Origin of the sequence: Microcoleus sp. A006_D1 (genome assembly GCF_036702805.1) — a bacterium.
In the GTDB taxonomy this organism is placed as follows: Bacteria; Cyanobacteriota; Cyanobacteriia; order Cyanobacteriales; family Microcoleaceae; genus Microcoleus.
In genome coordinates this window covers 243232-263729 of the sequence record NZ_JAUBVZ010000001.1, presented here as the reverse complement: position 1 = coordinate 263729, position 20498 = coordinate 243232, and the positions used below count along the sequence as shown (strand labels likewise).

Here is a 20498-nt window from a genome sequence, read left to right as displayed (position 1 = left end):
CCAAACAGAGGGATATACTGCATGGCGATTCGGGCGATCGGGCATTGAATGTTTTCAGGTGGATGTCGCCCGCCTATCAGTATTTCTCAACTAAATTTTACGCGCTCCTAATTAGATAGAGCACTAACGTTGTGAACAAAACCCCATCTACTGCCACCGAAGCCGCAAAAACTGCTCGATCGCGAACCCTGCGAACAGTTTTGATAGTTCCCTTCGTCTTGCAACTGTTCGCGGCGGTGGGACTAATAGGATATCTCTCGTTTAAAAACGGACAGAAGGCAGTCAATGAAATTGCCGATCGACTAATGGCCGAAGTAGGCAGCCGCGTCCAACAAAATCTGGGTACTTACCTGAGTGTACCCCATCAGGTCAACCAGATCAATGCTGCTGCGATCGAACTCGGCACCCTGAACCAGCAAGATTTACCTGTTTTACAGCGTCATCTTTTGCGCCAGCTTCAGATATTTGACACGCTCACTTTTACGGGTTTAGGGTTAGAACAAAAAGACAACTTGGGCGCAGAAAGGCTGGACGACGGCTCGCTAACTTGGAGAGTATCGACAGCAGCAAGTAACTATGATTTCCGCACCTATGCTACCAATAAATCCGGCGAAATCGGCGCCGTATTAAACAATAAAACTAATTTCGACCCGCGCATTCGCCCTTGGTACAAAGCTGCGGTAGCTGCTGGCAAACCCACTTGGAGTCAGATTTATCCCAATACCGCGGGCATTACTGCTTATCTCGGCGCATCTATGCCTTTCTACGACAAACAAGGCAAATTGCAAGGCGTGCTGCTAGCTAATATTAATTTGTCCACCATTGGCAAGTTTTTGCAAAGCTTAAAAATTGGTGAAACCGGACAGGTTTTTATTGTCGAGCGATCGGGAATGTTAGTCGCAACTTCGACAGGCGAAAAACCGTTTCATACCGTCAACAAAGACTACGGAGCCGAACGAGTAAAAGCAATTGACAGTACAAATACTTTCACAAAAACCACTGCTCAATATTTAGCAGCTAATTTTAACGAATTCCAATCTTTGAAAACTGCGCAGTCACTACAATTTGATGTTCAAGGCAAGAAACAATTTTTACAAGTTCTGCCTTGGCAAGATGATAAAGGATTGGATTGGTTGATTGTGGTGGTGGTTCCAGAGGCGGATTTCATGGCACAAATTAATGCCAACAATACCGCGACCATTTTGTTGTGCGCTGCTGCTTTTATCGTAGCCATCATTGTTGGAGTTGTTACGGCGAGATGGGTAACAAAACCGATTTTATTTTTGAACGAGGCTGCCAAAAATATTGCTAAAGGTGAATGGGGCAAAAATGTAACGCTCAACCGCGATGATGAAGTCGGGGAACTTGCCAATTCATTTAATAGTATGGCGGCGCAACTGCAAGTATCTTTCACAGAAATGCAAGCTTTGAATGCCGAACTGTCTGAGAGTGAAAGCCGACTCAACCAAATTTTAGAAGCAGTTCCGGTAGGCATATTTGTCGCAGATTCTAGCGGTAAACCTTACTATGTGAATTCTCTCGCCCAGGATTTATTAGGTAAAGGTATAGTTGCTAATACTGCGTCAGAACTTCGAGAGATTTATCAAGCTTATCTGGCAGGTACAAACGAACTTTATCCTGCCGAAAAAGAGCCACTTGCTAATGCTTTTAAAGGAGCCAGCGTTAATGTTGATGATATGGAAATTCGCCAGCCTGACAGGATTATTCCGATCGAGGTTTGGGGCACGCCCATCTATGATGACAAAGGAAAGGTGAGTTATGCGATCGCAGCTTTTGCCGATATTACTCAACGCAAACAAGCCGAAAAATTGGTAGCGGAATACAACCGCACTCTCGAAGTCCAAGTCGCCGAAAGAACCCAAGAGCTCAAAACAGCATTAGATTACCTGCAAACCACTCAGGAAGAGCTGATTCAATCGGAAAAAATGGCAGCTTTAGGTCAATTAGTCGCCGGAGTTGCTCACGAATTGAATACTCCCTTGGGTGCGATCCGATCGAGCGCTGGAAATATGACTAAATTTTTGGGTCAAACGATCGCCAATTTGCCCTCACTGTTTCAGTCGCTTTCCCCCGCAGAATCTGAAAACTTTACCCAATTAATGTATCGTTCGCTACAAAAAGACATGACTTTAACAGCCAGAGAAGAAAGGAAGTTAAAGCGGGCTTTGATTAGTCAACTCGAAGGCGAAGACATTGACGAAGCCGATGATATCGCCGACACTTTGGTGGATATGGGCATTTACGAGGCCGACGACTTTCTGTCTCTGCTGCAAAAGGTCGATCGCGATCGTATCCTAGAAATGGCTTACAAACTCTCAGAAATCCAGCGAGGAACCCAAACAATTAATACCGCAGCCGATCGCGCTTCTAAAGTCGTCTTCGCCCTGAAAACCTATGCCCGCTACGACTCATCAGAAACGATGGTTGAATCTAATATCAGTGAAGGTATAGAAACCGTACTCACCCTCTATCAAAACAACCTCAAACACGGCGTCGAAGTAATCCGCAATTTCCCAAAAATATCCTCGGTGCCGTGCTATGTAGACCAACTGAATCAGGTATGGACAAATCTGATTCACAACGCCCTGCAAGCGATGGACAATAAAGGCACATTAACTCTGGACATCGTTCAGGAAGGCAACAATATCCAAGTCAGCGTTACGGATAGCGGCAAAGGAATTCCCCCAGAAGTCATGCCCAAAATATTCGCTCCCTTCTTCACCACAAAACCCCCCGGAGAAGGCAGCGGTTTGGGCCTCGATATAGTCAAAAAGATCGTTGACAAACATCGCGGTAAAATAGAAGCTGCATCGGTTCCCGGCAAAACTACCTTTACGGTTGTTTTGCCAGTCAATCTCCCCTAAACAATTAGTTAAGCCCGCAAAAATGTCTAAACCAATTATCCTGTGTGTTGACGACGAAACGGTAGTTTTGAAAAGCCTCAAAACCCAATTAAAATCCGCGTTTGGGAATGCTTACGCTTATGAGCTAGCGGAAAATCCCGCCGATGCTTTAGAGTTACTTGATGAATTAAATGACGAGGAAATTTCGATTATCTTGATTGTATCGGATTGGTTAATGCCAGGAATGAAAGGAGATGAATTTCTAGTTCTGGTTCATCAAAAATTCCCGAACATAGTAAAGATTATGCTCACAGGTCAAGCCGATGAAGAGGCCGTGAAGAGGGCTTTTGACGAAGCCAACCTCCATCGGTGTTTGCAGAAACCTTGGTCGGAATCAGAGTTGATCGAAACCATTAAAACGGCCTTATCGCTATGACCAAACAAGTCATTATTTGCGTTGACGATGAAAAAACCATTCTGAAAAGTCTGAAAACTGAATTAAAAGAGGCTTTAGGCAATACTTATCAAATTGAAATTGCCGAAGGAGGTCAAGATGCCCTAGAGTTAATTGCTGAATTGCTGGAAGACGGGTATGAAATCCCTTTGATCATCTCGGATTATGTAATGCCTGACATGAAAGGAGATGAATTGTTGCGGCTAGTTCACGAAATTTCTCCCAAAACTCTCAAGGTGATGCTGACCGGTCAGGCGACTATTGAGGCGGTAGGAAATGCCATCAAACAGGCGAAACTATACCGCTACATCGGCAAACCCTGGCAAACTGAAGACTTGAAATTGACTGTAACAGAAGCCGTTCACAGCTACAGTCTGGATCAAAAACTAGCATCACAAAATTCTGAACTTATGAAAATTAATCAGGAGTTAGAATTTGCCCTGTCACAGCAATTAAAATTAACAGAAGCTGCCAAACGCTTTGTACCGAATGAATTTGTCTCGCTGCTAAGCCACGATAGCTTGAGCGACGTTCTACTCGGCGACAGCGTGGAAAAAGAAATGTCAATATTGTTTTCCGATATTCGTGATTTTACGGCTTTTTCTGAGAGAATGAGTCCTCAGGAAACTTTCGATTTTATAAATTCCTATTTGGGTCGAATGGAGCCAAATATTATTAAAAATCACGGCTTTATTGATAAATATATTGGCGATGCAATTATGGCTTTGTTCGGCTACAGTGCAGACAATGCCGTCAAGGCAGGAATTTCTATGTTGCAAAGTCTCAACGAATACAATCAACATCGCATTCGTTGCAGCTACCCACCGATTAAAATTGGGATTGGCATCAATACGGGTTCATTGATGTTAGGAACAGTTGGGTCAACTAACAGGATGGACAGTACAGTGATTGGCGACGCGGTGAATTTAGCCTCGCGGGTGGAAAGCTTGACAAAAAGTTACGGAGTAGCGATGTTGATTACTCAAAATACTTTTTTAAGATTGAGCGAGCCGGCAAGTTATGCAATCCGAAATATTGGCCGTGTTCGAGTAAAAGGTAAATCGGATTTAGTGACGATTTACGAAGTGTTTGAGGCCGATGCACCAGAAGTGAAAGAGGGCAAGTTAGCAACTTTGCCTGTATTTTTGGAAGCACTATACAATTACGCTGCTGCTAAACATCAAGAAGCTGCTGAACTGTTTGCTGATTGCGTGCGAAAGAATCCCCAGGATAAGGTAGCGCAAAGTTATTTGCAACGCTATCAGGAAATGCAGTTAATTTTGTCCCAAAGTTGAGCGGACTTAATTTAATATATAGCCTTTCTCAGAAAGATGAGGTATGTCTGGTAATGGGTAATGGGTAATGGGTAATGGGTAATGGGGAAAAAGGTAATGGGAAAAAAGGTAGTTCCTATAAGCTGACTGAGGTTTCTGGGAGTAAAAATAATCGCCCGCAGTGTGTCTGATCCCTGGTGCTTGTAGGAGAATTTACCATACCTCATATGAGAGCTCGAACCGCTATATTCCGGATGCAAAAGCTGTTAATTAATCGAAAATAACAACAAAATTAGGCGCATTAGTCGATAATTTTCACTCAAAAACTATTTTTTTTATTCTATAGTGGACAAACGCGCTTGCTGGGAAAGATTCTGGGTTTAATAGCTAGAAATACACTGATAAGCAGGATTTCTGAGGGTCGGGTGTCGGATGTCATCAAGAAATGAAATAAAAATTTGTATTCTTGACCGCGAACCATAACTCAAAACTCCCCTGTCCATTGCCAGCAATGAAGTTTCCAGCAACATAGTTCAACCGCAATAGCCCCCACCATATCTGAACTGGGAATTAATTCAATTAAAGACCATCTTGATGCTTCTTCGGGGTTTCCTTCAATATTTAACAGCGCTGCTGGTTCTCCTGGTACGAGGCTGACCTCAAACTGATTCAGGGGAATAGAAAGTCCTTTACCCACTGCTTTGATGTAAGCTTCTTTGCGAGTCCAGCAGGTGAAGAAAGCTGTGGGTTGGAGATGCTCTGAAAGCGAACGCAGTACATAGCTTTCTAAGGGTGTAAAAAATTTTTCAGCAATCTCCAGACAAGGGAATTTTGGATTAATGCCTTCTATGTCGATGCCAATATCTCGATTTTTGGTAATAGCAATGAGAGTGATTCCGCGAGAGTGAGACAAATTGAAACGCAGGGTATCTCCATTTTGGGAGGCGATGAGAGAGGGTTTGCCGTAGGGGTTGCAGTCAAAGCGCAGGAGGCTGGGATTTATGTGTAAATAGCGGCTCAGAATTGCTCTGAGGGCGCCGCGACTGACAATAAATTGCGATCGATCTTTTGGAAAGTGAAAACGCTGTGCTTTTGTCTGTTCGTCGGTAGAGAGAGTCTGCTGCAAACTCTGCAAGCAAGACTGCGTTTGAGCTAGAGAGACGCGCCAGACGTGAATGGAACCGATATCTAATGTCGGGTTTTGCGGTGGGGAATTCCAGGAAGGAACGACTGCAATCATGTATTTATTTTTGCTTATAAAGAACTTTCACTTACGGCTTTCCTGAGTTTATAGTTGAGGAAACAAACCCAACACTTTTTTTGTAGCAATAGTTTTTAGAAATGATATTAGATGTAGCACTAATTTTTCTAATTGGTATAAGTTAATGAACCGCAGAGGACTTAGAGCAAGAGAAGAGAGGGTGTCGCTCAATAATATCACGTCCGGTCGATTGACGGCAACAAGTAAGGATTTGTGCGGACTTGAGTCCTCAGAAAAGAGCGGACTGAAGTCCGTACTACAAACCTTTTTTTATGCTAATAGACCTACACGATACAATCTATATATTAGTTTTGAGCAGATAGATAAAAACCCGGGTTCTTCGAGAACCCGGGTTTTTATCTAATCTATCTGATAGATGTCAATCTATCTATAGTAGTGTCGTGGTAGTAACGCCAGTTAAGGTATTACTGGTGAGTGGGTTAGCTTGGCTGGCACTCGGAGTAATTAACAGGTTCTTGTCCTTAGCAGCAAGGCTGGCATCTGGGACGATCGCACTATTAACACTGCTTGCCGTCTTAACACCAGTAACTGACCCAGTTGTACTGAGACTTAGAGGAGCAAAGAAACCGTTATTACCGTAGATGAGTGTATCATCATCGGTTCGACCTGCAAAGCTCATCATACTGGAGATTGAACCGCCATTGATTAACGGATCGCTGGAGATAGTATTGGTGGTGGTTGGGGTCAGAATGCTCCTGCTAGTACCTGCTGGGGACTGGCTGAGACTTGGACTGGTTGGTGTCACAGCATTGCTGGTGGTTGCTGTCAGAATGCTGGCGCTAGTACCTGTTGGTGTCACAGCATTGGTGGTAGTTGCTGTCAGAATGCTGGCGCTAGTACCTGCTGGTGATTGATTGAGACTTGGACTGGTTGGTGTCACAGCAGTGCTGTTTTGGAGACTGGGCGAGTTCGCATTAACACTGCCAGTCATCGAATCGTCAGCATCTAGAGAAACACCAGTTAACGGATCGATATTTGATGGAGTATTGAAGGCTGGAGGCAGCGCGCCGTTGTAGCTGTAGGAGACGAAACGAGAACTATCAATTTGAGTGAATTGAACGTCTTTTAAAATGGCTAATTGTTCGCCGCTGCCTGCAATGGTAATCAAAGAATCGTTGGTAAAACCGATCGCACCTTGGGAAATCTTGATTTGATCGAAGGTGAGATTGCCGTTGAGTCCTAGGTAATCTCGATCGACTTGGAAGGAGAAAATCTGATCAACTCCGGCATTTGGCCCAATCACAAACAAGTCGCTAGTGATGCCTCCAAACAGCGTATCTTCGCCATTTTCGCCGTTAAGGACGTTGTTTCCTTCGCCACCGTAGAGGAGGTCATTGCCGTCGTTACCGTTCAAGGTATCGTTGCCGCTGCTGCCATTTAACAGGTCATTGCCGCCCCCGCCATTGAGGATGTCGTCACCTGTACCAGCATCGAGACTGTCATCGCCTAAATCGCCAAACAGGTTGTCATTGCCAGCTTCTCCACTTAGCAAGTCGTTGCCACAACCGCCGTCTAGGGTATCGCGGCCGGCACCTCCCAGCATCGTGTCATCGTCGCATTGACCGAGTAGCAAGTCATTGCCGGCACCTCCTCCCATGAAGTCGTTGCCAGAACCGCCGAACAGCGTATCGTTGCCCGAATCGCCGGTCAAAGTGTCATCGCCGTTATCGCCGTAAACTAAGTCGTTGCTGGCGCCGCCGTCCATCAAGTCAGTTTCGTCGCCACCGTAGAGGGTGTCTTGGCCGACTTCGCCGAAAATCGTGTCTTTGCCTTCACTGCCAAACAGCAAGTCATTTCCAGCGCCTCCGAATAGTTTGTCATCATCGATGCTGCCGTCAATTTTATCGTTACCAGCCCCTCCGTTTAGTAAGTCGTTGCCAGTACCGCCGAAGAGTTCGTCGTTGCCTGCGCCGCCATCGATGGTGTCGTAGCCGGAACCGCCGTCGATTTTGTCGTCGCCAGCGTCTCCTAAAATGTTGTCGTCGTCTTCGTTGCCCCAAACGTTGTCGTTGCCTGCGTTAGCGTTGATGAAGTCGTTGCCGGCTTGACCCCAAATTTTGTCGTTTCCGTCGCCGCCGTAAACGGAGTCGTCGCCACTTCCGGCATCGATGTTGTCGTTTCCGGTTTGTCCGAAGATGGTGTCAATGTTGTCACCGCCGTAAATTTCGTCGTTGCCGCGGCCGCCGTCGATGAAATCTCGGTCTTCGCGGCCGTAGATTTCGTCGTCGCCGTCGTTACCGAATACGGTGTCGTTGCCGGTTCCTGCATCGATGAAGTCATTGTCTTCGTTTCCTTGGATGCTGTCGTTGCCGGATTGACCGAAAATTCGATCGTCCCCTTCACCACCAGACAAGGTATCGTTGTTAGCGCCGCCGTCGATGTAGTCGTCGCCGCTGTTGCCGTCAGCGAAGTCGTTGCCGTCATTTCCGAAAATGCGATCGCGCCCTGCGCCACCACTCAAGCTATCATCGCCTGCGTTGCCTTCTAGGTAGTCGTCTCCGTTGTTACCAGAGAGGCTGTCGTTGCCGATTTGACCGAAAAGTCGATCGTCCCCTTCGCCACCATCCAGGCTGTCATTGCCCGATTCACCCCAGAGAACGTCATTTCCGGTTTGTCCCAACAGCGTATCGTTGTTATCGCCGCCCCAGAGTTCGTCATTATCGGCATTGCCTTCTAAAAGGTCATCGCCTGCGCGGCCGTACAATTTATCGCGGCCGTCGTTGCCGAACAGAGTATCGTTCTCAGTACCGCCGTCAACCATGTCGTCACCGCTACCGCCGGAGAGAGTGTCTTTACCGGCTTCACCGTAAACGTTGTCGCTATCATCACCGCCATCGAGAATGTCGTCGCCGGTGCCGCCGAACAAGGTATCGCTGCCGGATTCTCCTAGCAAACTGTCGCCATCGTCGCCTCCCCAGAGGGTGTCGCTGTCGTCGCCACCGAGGAGAGTGTCGAGGCCTGCTTGTCCGTAAATGCGATCGCGCCCTTGATTGCCCTGTAGCAAATCATTCCCTAAACCGCCATCCACAATATCGTCGCCGCGACTGCCGAGAACCGTATCGTTGCCAGCTTGTCCGAACAAACTGTCGTTATTTTCGCCACCGTCTAGGAAGTCGTTACCGTCGCCGCCTTCAAGGGTGTCATTTTCGCTACCGCCATCGAGGGAGTCATTACCTAGTTCGCCGAAAAGTCGGTCTGTTCCTGAATTGCCTTCGAGGATGTCATCGCCACCGCCTCCGTAGAGAGTGTCGCTGTCAGATTGACCGAGAATCGTATCGTTGCCTTCGCCTCCTAACAGGGAATCATCGCCGGAACCACCTTCTAATAAGTCGCTGCCAGCTTGGCCGAACAATGTATCTCGGTCGTTGCCGCCGTAGAGACTGTCGTTGCCATCGCCTGCATTCAGGATGTCATCGCCGTTTTCACCGAACAGGTAGTCATCGCCAGCTTGGGCTAATAAAGTGTCATCACCTTGGCCACCCCAGAGATAGTCGTTGCCACTGCCGGCATCAAGTAAGTCTTTGCCGTCTGCGCCGTACAGGGAATCGTTGCCATCGCCAGCATCGAGAATGTCGTTGCCAGATTCGCCAAACAGGTTGTCGTCGCCTGTTTTACCGAGTAAAGTATCGTCGTCTTGACCTCCATAAAGTAGGTCATTGCCACTTCCAGCATCGAGTAAGTCTTTGCCGTCGCCACCGTAGAGACTGTCATTGCCATCGCCTGCATTCAGGATGTCGTTGCCAGATTCCCCAAACAGATTGTCATCGCCAGCTTGGGCTAATAAAGTGTCATCACCTTGACCACCATAAAGTAGGTCGTTACCAATTCCGGCATCGAGAATGTCTTTGCCGTCGCCGCCGTAGAGACTGTCGTTGCCTTCGGCTGCATTGAGGATGTCGTCGCCCGCTTCCCCAAATAGGTTGTCATCGCCAGCTTTGCCGAGTAGGGTGTCATCGCCTTGGCCTCCCCAGAGTTGGTCGTTGCCAATGCCAGCATCGAGGAAGTCTTTGCCGTCGCCGCCGTAAAGGTTATCGTTGCCTTCTGCTGCATCGAGGGTGTCGTCGCCCGCTTCGCCGTAGAGGTTGTCGTCGCCTTCTTTGCCGAGGAGGATGTCGGCATCGTCGCCGCCGTAGAGTTGGTCGTTGCCGAGGCCTGCGTTGAGGGTGTCTTTGCCGGTGCCGCCGTAGAGGAAGTCGTTGCCGATGCCTGCGTCTAGGGTGTCGTCGCCTGCATCGCCTCTGAGTGTGTCGTTTCCGGCTTCGCCGATGAGGGTGTCTTTGTCGTCGCCGCCGAACATTTCGTCGTCGCCGGTGCCGCCGTAGATTAGGTCGGTGTCTCCTTCTCCGTAGAGTTTGTCGTTGTCGCTTTCGCCGTAGATGGTGTCTTTGTCTGCGCCACCGTAGATATAGTCATTGCCTGCGCGTCCGTAGAGTTGGTCATTGCCAGCATTGCCGTAGATGGTGTCGTTGCCGTAGCTGCTGTCGCTGCTGCCACTGTCGCCTGAGACAAAATCATCGCCAGTACCAGCGTCTACGAAGTCGCTGCCGTCGCCGCCGTACACGAAGTCGTTGCCGGCTTCACCGTAGAGAGAGTCTTCTCCCTGGTTGCCAAAAATCCTGTCGCTGCCATTACCGCCGGAAATTTCGTCATTGCCGAATTCGCCGTAGAGTTGGTCGTTGCCATCGAGGCCCTTGATTTTATCGTCGCCGCTACCACCCGTGAGAGTGTTGGCATTTTTGTCGCCTGTAATGTCGTCGTTGAATTCGGAACCGACAACGTTTTCGACTCCGGTAATGGCATCATTTGCACCGGAACCGTCGGTGGCTGTACCTGTTTCGAGGTTGACGGTGACACCGTTGAAGTCGCGACGGTAGCTGACAATATCTATGCCATCTCCGCCGTCAAAGCTGTCATTTCCTTGGTGGCCGATGAGGATGTCATTTCCGGCTAAGGCTTTGATTTGATTGTCTTTGCTGTTGCCAATCAGGATGTCATCAAAGCGTGTGCCGGTGATGTCTTCTAAATTGGTTAGCTTGTCGGTGTTGCCGAAACCGTCTTTGGCTGCGCCGGAGTCGATTTCAAAGTCGCGTTCTAGGTCGGTGTAAAATTGGTCGGGGTTGGCTGGATTTACGGCTTGTCTCGCCCGTTGTCTTTTGTTGTGTTCGTAGGTTTGGCTTTCATCGATGTTGACAATGACTCCGTTTGGTGAGTTATCGTAGTTAACTCGATCGACTCCTTCACCGCCATCTATTAAGTCATCGCCTGCTTCTGCTGTTAAGAAGTCGTTGCCAGTACCGCCGTAAAGTTCGTCGTTTCCAGCATTGCCATTGAGGGTATCTTCGCCAGCTTGACCTAAAAGTACGTCGTCATCGGCCCCGCCAAACAGAGTATCTTTGCCATCGCCACCATCGATGAAGTCTTTGCCGTCTTCGCCAAACAGCGAGTCATCGCCAGCTTGTCCGAAAATATCGTCATCGTCGGCCCCGCCAAAAATGGTGTCTTGGTCATTGCCACCTTCTAACCAGTCGTTGCCGGTGTTGCCTTCGATTAAGTCGCTGCCGGCTTGTCCGTAGATTTCGTCATCGCCTTCGTTGCCTTGGAGGTAGTCTTGGCCGTTGCCGCCATCGATGAAGTCGTCGCCTTGGTTGCCTTGTTGGGTGTCGCTACCGTCGCCGCCGTAGAGGATGTCGTCGCCTTCGTTGCCTTGGATGAAGTCGCGGCCGCTGCCACCTTCAGCGTAGTCTTCGCCTTCGTTGCCTTGGATGAAGTCGTTGCCTGCTTGGCCGTAGAGTTTGTCGTTGCCAGCGTCACCGTAGAGTTGGTCATCTCCTAGTTCGCCGTAGAGAATATCGTCATCATTTCCACCGCTGAGGATATCTTCGTTATCGCCGCCGAAAAGTATGTCTTGGTCATTGCCACCGCTGAGGGTGTCGTTTCCTTCTTGCCCGAATAAGGAGTCGCTGCCGTTGTCGCCGTAGAGGATATCGTTACCAAGTTCGCCATAAAGGATGTCATTGCCATCGTTGCCGTTGAGAATGTCTTCGTTATCGCCGCCGAAGAGTTGGTCTTGGTCGTTGCCACCACTGAGTGTATCGTTGTCTTTGCCTCCATAAATGTTGTCATTACCTTCATTGCCTTGAATGTTATCATTACCTTGATCGCCTGTAATTTGGTCATCACCCGCATCACCTCTAATGAAGTCGTTACCTTCGTTTCCTTGAAGTGTATCCTGCCCGTTACCACCCGAAATAGTATCCTGGCCTGTATTACCTTTAATGAAATCATCGTCATTGTCTCCTGCTAAGTTATCATTACCGTTGCCACCATCTATATAGTCATCGCCATTTCCACCAGAGATGAAATCATTGCCGTCAAATTCAGTGCCAGTATAATCTCTCAGTACAGGTGGTTTAACTTGAACTCCGCTTACATAATCTGATGGAGCATTGTTATTAGTATTTGCTCCACCTTGGACTATTACATCTCCTGATTGAGCAATTTCAAATTGTTTGCCACCAAAGAGTGAATCTTCATTATCTCCACCATAAATTTTATCGTTGCCTAAATCCCCCTCTATGAAATCTCTACCTTTGTTTCCCCATATCTGATTATCTGCAACATTTCCAGTAATCCAGTCATTACCTTGCGAGCCAACCAAGTTTTCAATAGTTGCATCGAAAGATCCATTGGAGGGACTATACGCAAGTAGAGTTTTTCCCATCTCTTTAAATTTGAGTTCACCCGCTGGAATAGAACCAAAAATAAAGTCTAGTAGATTTGGCTTACTAGATGGGTAGGGTTTAAAGAATGTAGAATCAGACATTCTAGTAAGAATACCACCTTGTTTCATCTCAAATCGGTAGTCTATATTTCCAGGCTTAGGTATGGAGACAGGAATCTCATTAAAATCTAAGGTGTCTATACCACCACTATCCCATAATGTACTTCTAATTGGTTGATCAACCCTCTCAAAACTTGGATAATAATTAGCAGAATTAACCTGATATTTGTCAATGTCAGTAAAGTTATATGTTGTAGCGCCTCCATTTTTAGCTTTGGCTCCGTAGTGCTTCTGCAAAGTAAGAATATCATAGGGCATTAAAGAAACTGGCCATGCTCCTCCGAAGTTATAAGTCATTACTGTGTTCGATAGATTATCCTCACTTGTGGCTAGAGGAGGAGAACCTTCATGAGGATGTTGAAGCCCTAAAGCATGACCAATTTCATGAATAATTGTTTCATAACCCCACCCCCCGGGTCGATTATAAAATTTATTCTCTTCTTTTTCAACTTTAGTTCCAAAATAAACATCTCCTCCTAATGATTCTGGATTGTTTTGCTGATTAACAGGGCCGGGATATCCTGCGGCTGCTGTCTTATTAGCTTTGAGTCCTTCTCCTGTCATAATAAAATCAGACATAAGGAACCGTATATTACCTGCCTGTGTTAATTTTTTGTAGGGAGATAACTTGAAAATGTCCCACAATTGATAAGCATTTTCTACTTTTTCTGTCACTAGAGTAATTTGTGAATTAATAAATGGATTATAAACATTCTTAATGACATCCTTGACATTATCTATTATTCTTTGATCTTCTATTTTAGATACTTTCATACCAGGCCTAACTGCGGAATATAATTTGATAGCTTCGTTGTCAGCCACAAAACTATATGTGATATTTTTAGGCTGCCACCATTCACCACTTTCTAATGCACTAATATTGGGTATATTAGTATTCTGTTCAACCACAATTTCTTGACCGGACAACACAATTATTCCTGTGTCGTTTTCAGTTTTAATTTGTACTTTTGATGTATCTAAATCACCTCCTTGTACAACTCCCGAAAAGAACTCCCCTTCATCCCCAGGAGTATCAGAAGTATTAATGTGCCAATCCACAGAATGACCAATCTCTTCCAATAAAACACTGGTAATCCCTTGAAGATTATCAGTATTTTGAGTCAAAAAGTCTTGGGAAACATAAATGGTATTATTTGAACCCGCATAAGCAGCATTAGCCCCTTGGAGTTCAGAACCAGTGCGAATTTCGATCGCAGGCAGAGATGCAAAGTCGCTGTTAACCCACTGCTGGCGGATCTCATCTAACTTACCAGCATCAAAATTTGTGCCGAAAATACTTTGAACTTTGACAACAAAATCATCACCATTGGCAAAATTATTTAAAGTGCTGTAAGCCTGTTGCAGAGAAGCTTCGATCGCAGAATTGAAAGATTTGTTAGAAGTCATGGTTTTATTCTCCAAGAGTAGATACAAGCTGAAAATTGACAAAAAGACTCCGCCGACACGCACAGACGTGTCACATTTACCGAATTTGCTCGCCTGAAAATTAGGGTCGATCGCCCTTCAAGTCAGTTAAGGTATTGTGAAAAACTTCGTGAAGCGAAGCTATCCCCTAGGGAATCGCCCGCTAACACCGCAAACAACCGCTAAAGCCCGATTCAAAATCCATAGATTAATGCACTCCCTGAAATTAATAAATTCGATCGCACCATAGGACTTATGCGCGGGTGGCCAGAAACCGGGTTTTTTGCGAAAATTATTCGCTGTTACCAGGAGATTAGGCCAAAAACCCGGTTTCTTGAGCTTGCTGCGTAAGTCCTTATTTACTTATCAGGGCGAACTCGGTAGTTTTATGCAAAATTTCACTTTATTTTTGAGAAATTCTGTAAATACTCCGTGAAAGCACTGGAATAAGCTGGTTTCGGGAGTTGAAGCGCGATCGCCCCAACCGCCTGATTGTTCCGTACATTTACTTATCAGGGCCGACTCGGTAGTTTTATGCAAAATTTCAATTTATTTTGAGAAATTCTGTAAATACTCCGTGAAAGCACTGGAATAAGCTGGTTTTGGGAGTTGAAGCCCGATCGCCCCAACCGCCTAACTGTCCCTCATACTTATCTATCAGGGCCGACTCGGTAGTTTTATGCAAAATTTCAATTTATTTTGAGAAATTCTGTAAAGACTCCGTGAAAGCACTGAAAAGAGCGGGTTTTGGGAGTTGAAGCCCGATCGCCCCAACCGCCTAACTGTCCCTCATACTTATCTATCAGGGCTGACTCGGTAGTTTTATGCAAAATTTCAATTTTTTTTGAGAAATTCTGTAAATACTCCGTGAAAGCACCGAAAAGAGTTGGTTTTGGGAGTTGAAGCGGGATTCCCAAGTCTGTTTATAAATCGACATGGTTCACTTAAGACAGATCCCCCCTAACCCCCCTTAAAAAGGGGGGGACAAGAATGCCCTCAAAGTCCCCCTTGCTTTCGGGGGATTTAGGGGGATCTCCGGGGCATAAATATGTTAACTGAACCGTATTGGTCTATAAACTGGCTTGATGGCCGATCGACCTTTTTACAAAACTTAACCTACACTAAAACAGCCACATCAACAGCACAGCATAGCTTTCAGCTACATCCACAAAAAAAACTGGGAAATTTCGCAAAAAAATTCCTAATTCAACCTGATAAATAAGTGTAGGAACAAAGTTGCGGCCGCACTTAACTATGAACGATAAATCCAACCCCTCCGAGGGGGAAGACCACTTATCCGACGATTCCGATGCTGCTGGGGGCTCAGGAAAATCTGGAAATTGCGATCGAGATCCGTCTCAAAAGCACATCCTCCAACTCGTCACCGAAGCTTGTAAGCATCCTCTGGGTAGTCCCCGGCGAGGTCGTTTCTTGGATAAACTGATTCGAGAAATTGTCAAATCCGGCAAACTCTGGAAAGATAACACGCCTCACTACGAAGAAGCATTACAGAAGACATGGATCTATCTTTCGCGGAATTTATGTGAAGCTACCACAGCAAAACAAGCTTACGATCCCGAAAAAAGCCTGATTACCACTTGGTTAAATCCCTATCTCAAAAAGCGGCTGTTAGATTGTTATCAACAGCAAAAACAAGCAAGGGACAGACAAAGACAACCTCCAATGGTCTCTCTAGAGCAAGTATCAAACAGAGAGGATATCAAATACAATGAAAATCTGCGAGCAAATCCCGATATAAGTTTCTATTTGGACGAACTTTTAGAATGGATAGAAACCGATCCAAATGATGAGTTGAAAAGCAGACACGTTAGAGGTAAACCAGAAATCAATTGCCAAGTTTTATTGCAGCGCAAGTGTTTGTACGGTCAAAGTCTTCAAGAGATTGCCAAAGAGTTTGGGTGCGCCCATTCCACTTTATATCAATTGCTCAACAATGACTGTCGCCATCTACTGCAACAATTTTCCGAAAATCAAGGATATCAAACTTTCACCATACCAGGAGTGCCGGAACAATGAACTATGAAAACTTTTCAAATCTTGAACCTTTGCCGATGCCAATTACTCAAAATTCACTAGAAATTGCGCGGGAATTTGCCGCCCAACAGCGCCATCCGCAAAGACGAGAGCAAGTTTATCTCAATACTTTGGCAGTGCTAGCAGTTCACGATTACCTGGAAATCTTGAGTATTGAAACTGATTTGACTGAGTGCGATAGCTGGAATCCAGCAATGCGCTTGTTTACAGATGCGGCAGATTTGTATATCAAAGGATTGGGTAAAATTGAATGCCGTCCCGTTAGAAACCTGCATCAAAATCAAGCAAAACCTTACGAAAATTCATCAACAAATTCGCCTATAAATTGCCCAGTTCCCGTGGAAGCTAGGGCCGATCGTATCGGTTATATTGCCGTAGCAATTGATGAAGATGAAAAAGAAGCGAGATTACTTGGTTTTTCTCCAACTGCCGATTCAGGCGAATTAGTATTGAATGAATTACATTCTCTTGACGACTTTTTGGTAAATCTCGAACATTTCTTTGACGCTAAAGTTGACCTAAATCAGTGGTTGGTGAATGTATTTAATCCTGATTGGCAACCTTTCGAGGCAATATTTGACCCGCAACCACTGGAGGATTCACCCGGTGAAATTGAAAATCCGATTCCGTCGAAATTAGGCAATTGGTTTAAGAATATTGTTGAAACAGGTTGGCAGAAATTTGACCAAGGTAAGCAAAATTTAGAAGACGCAATTTTTCCTGATGAGAATCCAGATTTTGCATTCCGAAGTGGTGGAAATTCGAGACAAAATTCTTCATTATCAGGGGGACAAGCCAGCCTCCAGCATAGATTCCCGGAAGCGGATGTTGCGAGGGCTAGATTGATTGATTTGGGATTGCAGTTGGGCCGGAAAACTGTGGTTTTGTTGGTGGCGATCGCCCAACAGAGCGATCGCACTATTATAGTTCATGTCCAGTTGCATCCGGCGATCGGACAACGCTACCTCCCACCCCATACTAAACTCTCGTTAATATCCGATACTGGAAAAATTTTACACAAAAGTGAATCAACGGTTCAAGATTTGTGTATTTTGCTGAAAGATTTTGAGGTAGAACCCGAAGAGAGCTTTAGCATCCGAGTTGCCATAGATGATTTGAGCATAACAGAAAATTTTGTGGTATGATTCTGAAAATCACTACACTCGCCTCTAATTTATGAGTAGTAAGAGTATTATATTGGTTTTAGCTTCTGGGACTTTAGGGAACGGTTTTTCTCACGTTACAGCGGAACTCAGAGAGTCGGAAAAAACTTTAATTAAATTTTCGGGAAGCTTGCCGCCAGCGCCGGAAATTGGGCTATTGCATGACAAATGGAAAATGATGTGTAATGTCCTCAAACCTCGGAGCTATGATCCTCGGATTAAGGTCAAATCCACGGGTGTTACAAACATTTCTGAGGATAAACCTGAAGCCGTTTATAGGAACTTGCAGGAGCACATGAAAAAGTGGCTGGAGGCTGACGAATTTTGTAGAAAAATTGAGTCAAAACTCAGGACGCACATCGGCAATGTATCTGAATGTTTTAAAATATTTTTAGAGGTAGATCAGCCTGAAATTTGGGAGTTACCTTGGGATGCGTGGGCGTTTCGCGAAGATTATGCTAACTGCGAAATAATTCCCACTTCCTCACAATATGGCAAAAAAAATCAAGAGAAAACCGCAGCAGAAATAGCTCTACCTTCTCAAGGCAGAATTTTGTGTGTTGCTGGGAATAGTAAGGGAATCAACATTGAAGAAGATAAAAGAATTATACAACAACGTTTGGGCGATCGCTGCGATTTACAGTTTCTAAAAGAGCCGACTCCTCAAGAATTGCATGATGAGCTTTTTGATGATAAAGGCTGGCAAGTTTTCTTTTTTGCCGGACACAGCAACAGCGACAATAATGCTGCTAATGGAGTGCTGTATATCAATCAGAAGCCCGATCGCAATAGTATTAAAGTAGAAGAGTTAAAAGCAGGTTTAAAAAAAGCGATTAGCAAGGGCTTGCAGTTACTTATTTTCAACTCTTGTTCAAGCTTGGGAATTGCGACGGATATCGTGGCTGAGGGTTTAGATTTACCATCGATAATTGTGATGCGCGCGCCGCTACCGGATGTAGTTGCTAACGAATTTGTGAAGTATTTATTCACATATTTGGCTGCGGGAGAGCTTTTATTTTTAGCAGTGCGAAAAGCTAAGAATGACTTGCAGAAATGGGATTCTCAATTTCCGGGTGCAAGCGGGATTCCCATGCTGTGTCAGCATCCGACGTTTGAGGAGTTTGTGTTACCGCAGCCGGAAGCCGATCGCCCTTCCGCACCTGAAACAGACGCTGTAACTGTCGATCGCCACCCAAGCTACCCACAATTTACGATCCCAACTAAATTGATGCAGCGTACCAGCATCAGTTTAGCTGTTTTTGCGATCGGCTATCCATTGATCGGCCCGAATCTAGCATCTGCGATTAACACATTTGGGATGAAAAACCACCGTAGCAATCAATTTTTAATCGCGAAAGCTTCATACAATATAGCATCATCAATTAACCCGACTAACGGCGAGTTTTTCTATAATTTGTCTTTACTTTGCGATCAATTAAACGAAGACGAGTGCGCGCAAGACTCAATGCAGCAAGCAGTCTGGCGCGGACTTCCAGAAGCTTATGCCCAAATATCTAAATCCCTGATTCTCAAAAATAAACCTGAAGCTGCTTTAAAAGTGATCGGAATGTGTTTAGAACAAACTCAATTTGATGGAGTGAAGTCATCTTGTTTCAAGAATCGCGGTTGGGTGCGTTTCAATCAAAATCAATACGATTCAGCGGCAGCAGATTTAAGAATAGCAATATCTCTCAACAGTGAAACTCCAGAAGCTCAATGTCTTTTAGCGAAGGTACTGGAAGCTCAAGGAAAACCGCAAGAAGCCCTCATACATTGGGAAGAAACACTGAAATCTGCCAAGTCCAGCATACCAAAACAAGATGAATGTATCCAACTAGCAAAGCAACGTTTACCAAAAACAGGACAAACTAAATGAAAAAACAAACGACTGTTGTTATGGGTGCAAGCGCGATCGCATTTACGTTCATTTCAGTTAATATTTTGCCTCATTCCCGCTTCGGAAGTGGCACCAATTCATCCAAAATATCCGCTAACAACCTGATAATTTCCCCAGCAATCGCAGCAACAACAAGAATACCCAACGGACAAATCCTAAATATTAGCGGCGAAGTGCAGTTACAGCGTCAAGATGGCAGAAATATTCGCCCGACAGCGGGTACACCAATTTATCCGGGCGACAAACTGCAAACTGCACAAAATGGACAAATTACGATTCAATGTGCAGATTTAGGAATTAAGTCAATTAAAGCGGGCGAAAATCAATTGAATAGCTGTTTGTTGGCTAGCGACAAGTCGAAGTCAGACTGCAATATAAACTTAATTAACTGTCCCGATCGCGGTGATAATAAAATTGCCTGGAATAACGCGCCAATTCCTTATATAATCAGTCCAAGGCGGACGCAATTGTTAGGAAATAAGCCAATCTTGCGTTGGAATCCGGTTGCGGGTGCGACTAGCTATAAGTTGAGCATCCTCGAAAATAAAGCAAAGTTAAATTGGGAAATGAGGGTTAAGGGTACTGAGGCGGTGTATCCGGGGGAACCGGCGCTGAAACCGGGTGTTAAGTACCGATTGATTGTGGAGGCGAATACGGGAGTTTCTTCGGAAAGTCCTTTGCTAGAGGGAGATTCAGAGTTTAGTTTGTTGGATGAGAAGGAGGTTGATGCGGTTAAGGAGGCTGTGCGGGCGATCGGGCAACAGGTACCGAATGCAGCGAGTCAGAAATTGGCGATCGCACAAGTTTATCGTAGCGCAAACTTGAATGCCGAAGCCATAGAAATCCTGGAAAGCTTACCAGCAGCGGGAGTTGAGACAGCGCCAATTTACCGGATGTTGGGAGAAATGTATCAAGGGCGATCGCAACTGATGCCGCAAGCTGAAATATACTATAAAAGGGCGATGAATACAGCTAAATCCGATGATATCGAAGAGCTAACCGAGGCGCGTTACGGTTTGGCACAAGTTTATTCATCCATGCGGAATTATGCTGAAGCGATACAGTATTTGAAGTTAGCAAAAGAGGGATATCAAAGTTTGGGAGATTTGCAGATGGTGGAAAAGATAGGGAAGCAATTGCAAGATGCGCAAAGGAGGAAAGATAGGCAATAGTAATGGGTTGTGAGATTAATTCCGGCATGGGTTTAAACCCATGCCGGACTATTGGAGGGTGTAAAATATCA

Annotated in this window: 12 protein-coding genes; 7 read left to right on the top strand and 5 right to left on the bottom strand. The window is 45.6% G+C overall.

The window, feature by feature from the left end; translation table 11 throughout:
• Nucleotides 1-131 precede the first annotated feature (131 nt).
• The 3 genes from QUB68_RS01020 to QUB68_RS01010 are packed head-to-tail and all read left to right on the top strand — an operon-like array spanning nt 132 to nt 4613.
• Nucleotides 132-2885 (top strand): ATP-binding protein, encoded by a 2754-nt coding sequence (locus QUB68_RS01020; protein ID WP_332988549.1) that lies wholly within the window; start codon nt 132-134, stop codon nt 2883-2885.
• A gap of 22 nt (nt 2886-2907) precedes the next feature.
• On the top strand, nt 2908-3300 hold the full coding sequence (locus QUB68_RS01015; RefSeq protein ID WP_332988548.1) for a response regulator: 393 nt from the start codon (nt 2908-2910) through the stop codon (nt 3298-3300).
• The gene (locus tag QUB68_RS01010; RefSeq protein ID WP_332988546.1) at nt 3297-4613 is read left to right on the top strand and encodes an adenylate/guanylate cyclase domain-containing protein; all 1317 of its coding nucleotides are present in this window, start codon (nt 3297-3299) and stop codon (nt 4611-4613) included. Before QUB68_RS01015 ends, QUB68_RS01010 begins: the two co-directional genes overlap by 4 nt.
• Before the next feature lie 463 nt (nt 4614-5076).
• On the opposite strand, the gene QUB68_RS01005 is transcribed toward QUB68_RS01010, so the two are convergent.
• The 5 genes from QUB68_RS01005 to QUB68_RS00985 form a co-directional block, all read right to left on the bottom strand.
• The gene (locus tag QUB68_RS01005; RefSeq protein WP_332988545.1) at nt 5077-5832 is read right to left on the bottom strand and encodes a 4'-phosphopantetheinyl transferase family protein; all 756 of its coding nucleotides are present in this window, start codon (nt 5830-5832) and stop codon (nt 5077-5079) included.
• 409 nt (nt 5833-6241) lie between these two features.
• Nucleotides 6242-14122 carry a hypothetical protein gene (locus QUB68_RS01000; protein ID WP_332988544.1) on the bottom strand — a complete coding sequence of 2627 codons (7881 nt, stop codon included), beginning with the start codon at nt 14120-14122 and terminating at the stop codon, nt 6242-6244.
• A 384-nt stretch (nt 14123-14506) separates the two neighbouring features.
• On the bottom strand, nt 14507-14680 hold the full coding sequence (locus QUB68_RS00995) for a hypothetical protein (RefSeq protein WP_332988542.1): 174 nt from the start codon (nt 14678-14680) through the stop codon (nt 14507-14509).
• A gap of 4 nt (nt 14681-14684) precedes the next feature.
• Nucleotides 14685-14825 (bottom strand): hypothetical protein, encoded by a 141-nt coding sequence (locus QUB68_RS00990; protein ID WP_332988541.1) that lies wholly within the window; start codon nt 14823-14825, stop codon nt 14685-14687.
• 4 nt (nt 14826-14829) lie between these two features.
• Entirely contained in the window at nt 14830-14970 is a 141-nt protein-coding gene (locus tag QUB68_RS00985; RefSeq protein WP_332988540.1) for a hypothetical protein, read from the bottom strand.
• A 424-nt stretch (nt 14971-15394) separates the two neighbouring features.
• Here QUB68_RS00985 and QUB68_RS00980 point away from each other — a divergent pair, with 424 nt between their 5' ends.
• Genes QUB68_RS00980 through QUB68_RS00965 form a run of 4 tightly spaced genes read left to right on the top strand, consistent with a single transcriptional unit; the run spans nt 15395 to nt 20427 of the window.
• Nucleotides 15395-16177, top strand: a complete 783-nt coding sequence (locus QUB68_RS00980; RefSeq protein ID WP_332988538.1) for a sigma-70 family RNA polymerase sigma factor — start codon at nt 15395-15397, stop codon at nt 16175-16177.
• A complete protein-coding gene (locus QUB68_RS00975) occupies nt 16174-17340 on the top strand; it encodes a DUF1822 family protein (RefSeq protein ID WP_332988536.1) in 1167 nt (388 codons plus the stop codon). The genes QUB68_RS00980 and QUB68_RS00975 overlap by 4 nt, the downstream gene beginning before the upstream one ends.
• Before the next feature lie 31 nt (nt 17341-17371).
• Nucleotides 17372-19234 carry a CHAT domain-containing tetratricopeptide repeat protein gene (locus tag QUB68_RS00970; RefSeq protein WP_332988534.1) on the top strand — a complete coding sequence of 621 codons (1863 nt, stop codon included), beginning with the start codon at nt 17372-17374 and terminating at the stop codon, nt 19232-19234.
• Entirely contained in the window at nt 19231-20427 is a 1197-nt protein-coding gene (locus QUB68_RS00965) for a tetratricopeptide repeat protein (protein ID WP_332988532.1), read from the top strand. Before QUB68_RS00970 ends, QUB68_RS00965 begins: the two co-directional genes overlap by 4 nt.
• Nucleotides 20428-20498: the final 71 nt, after the last annotated feature.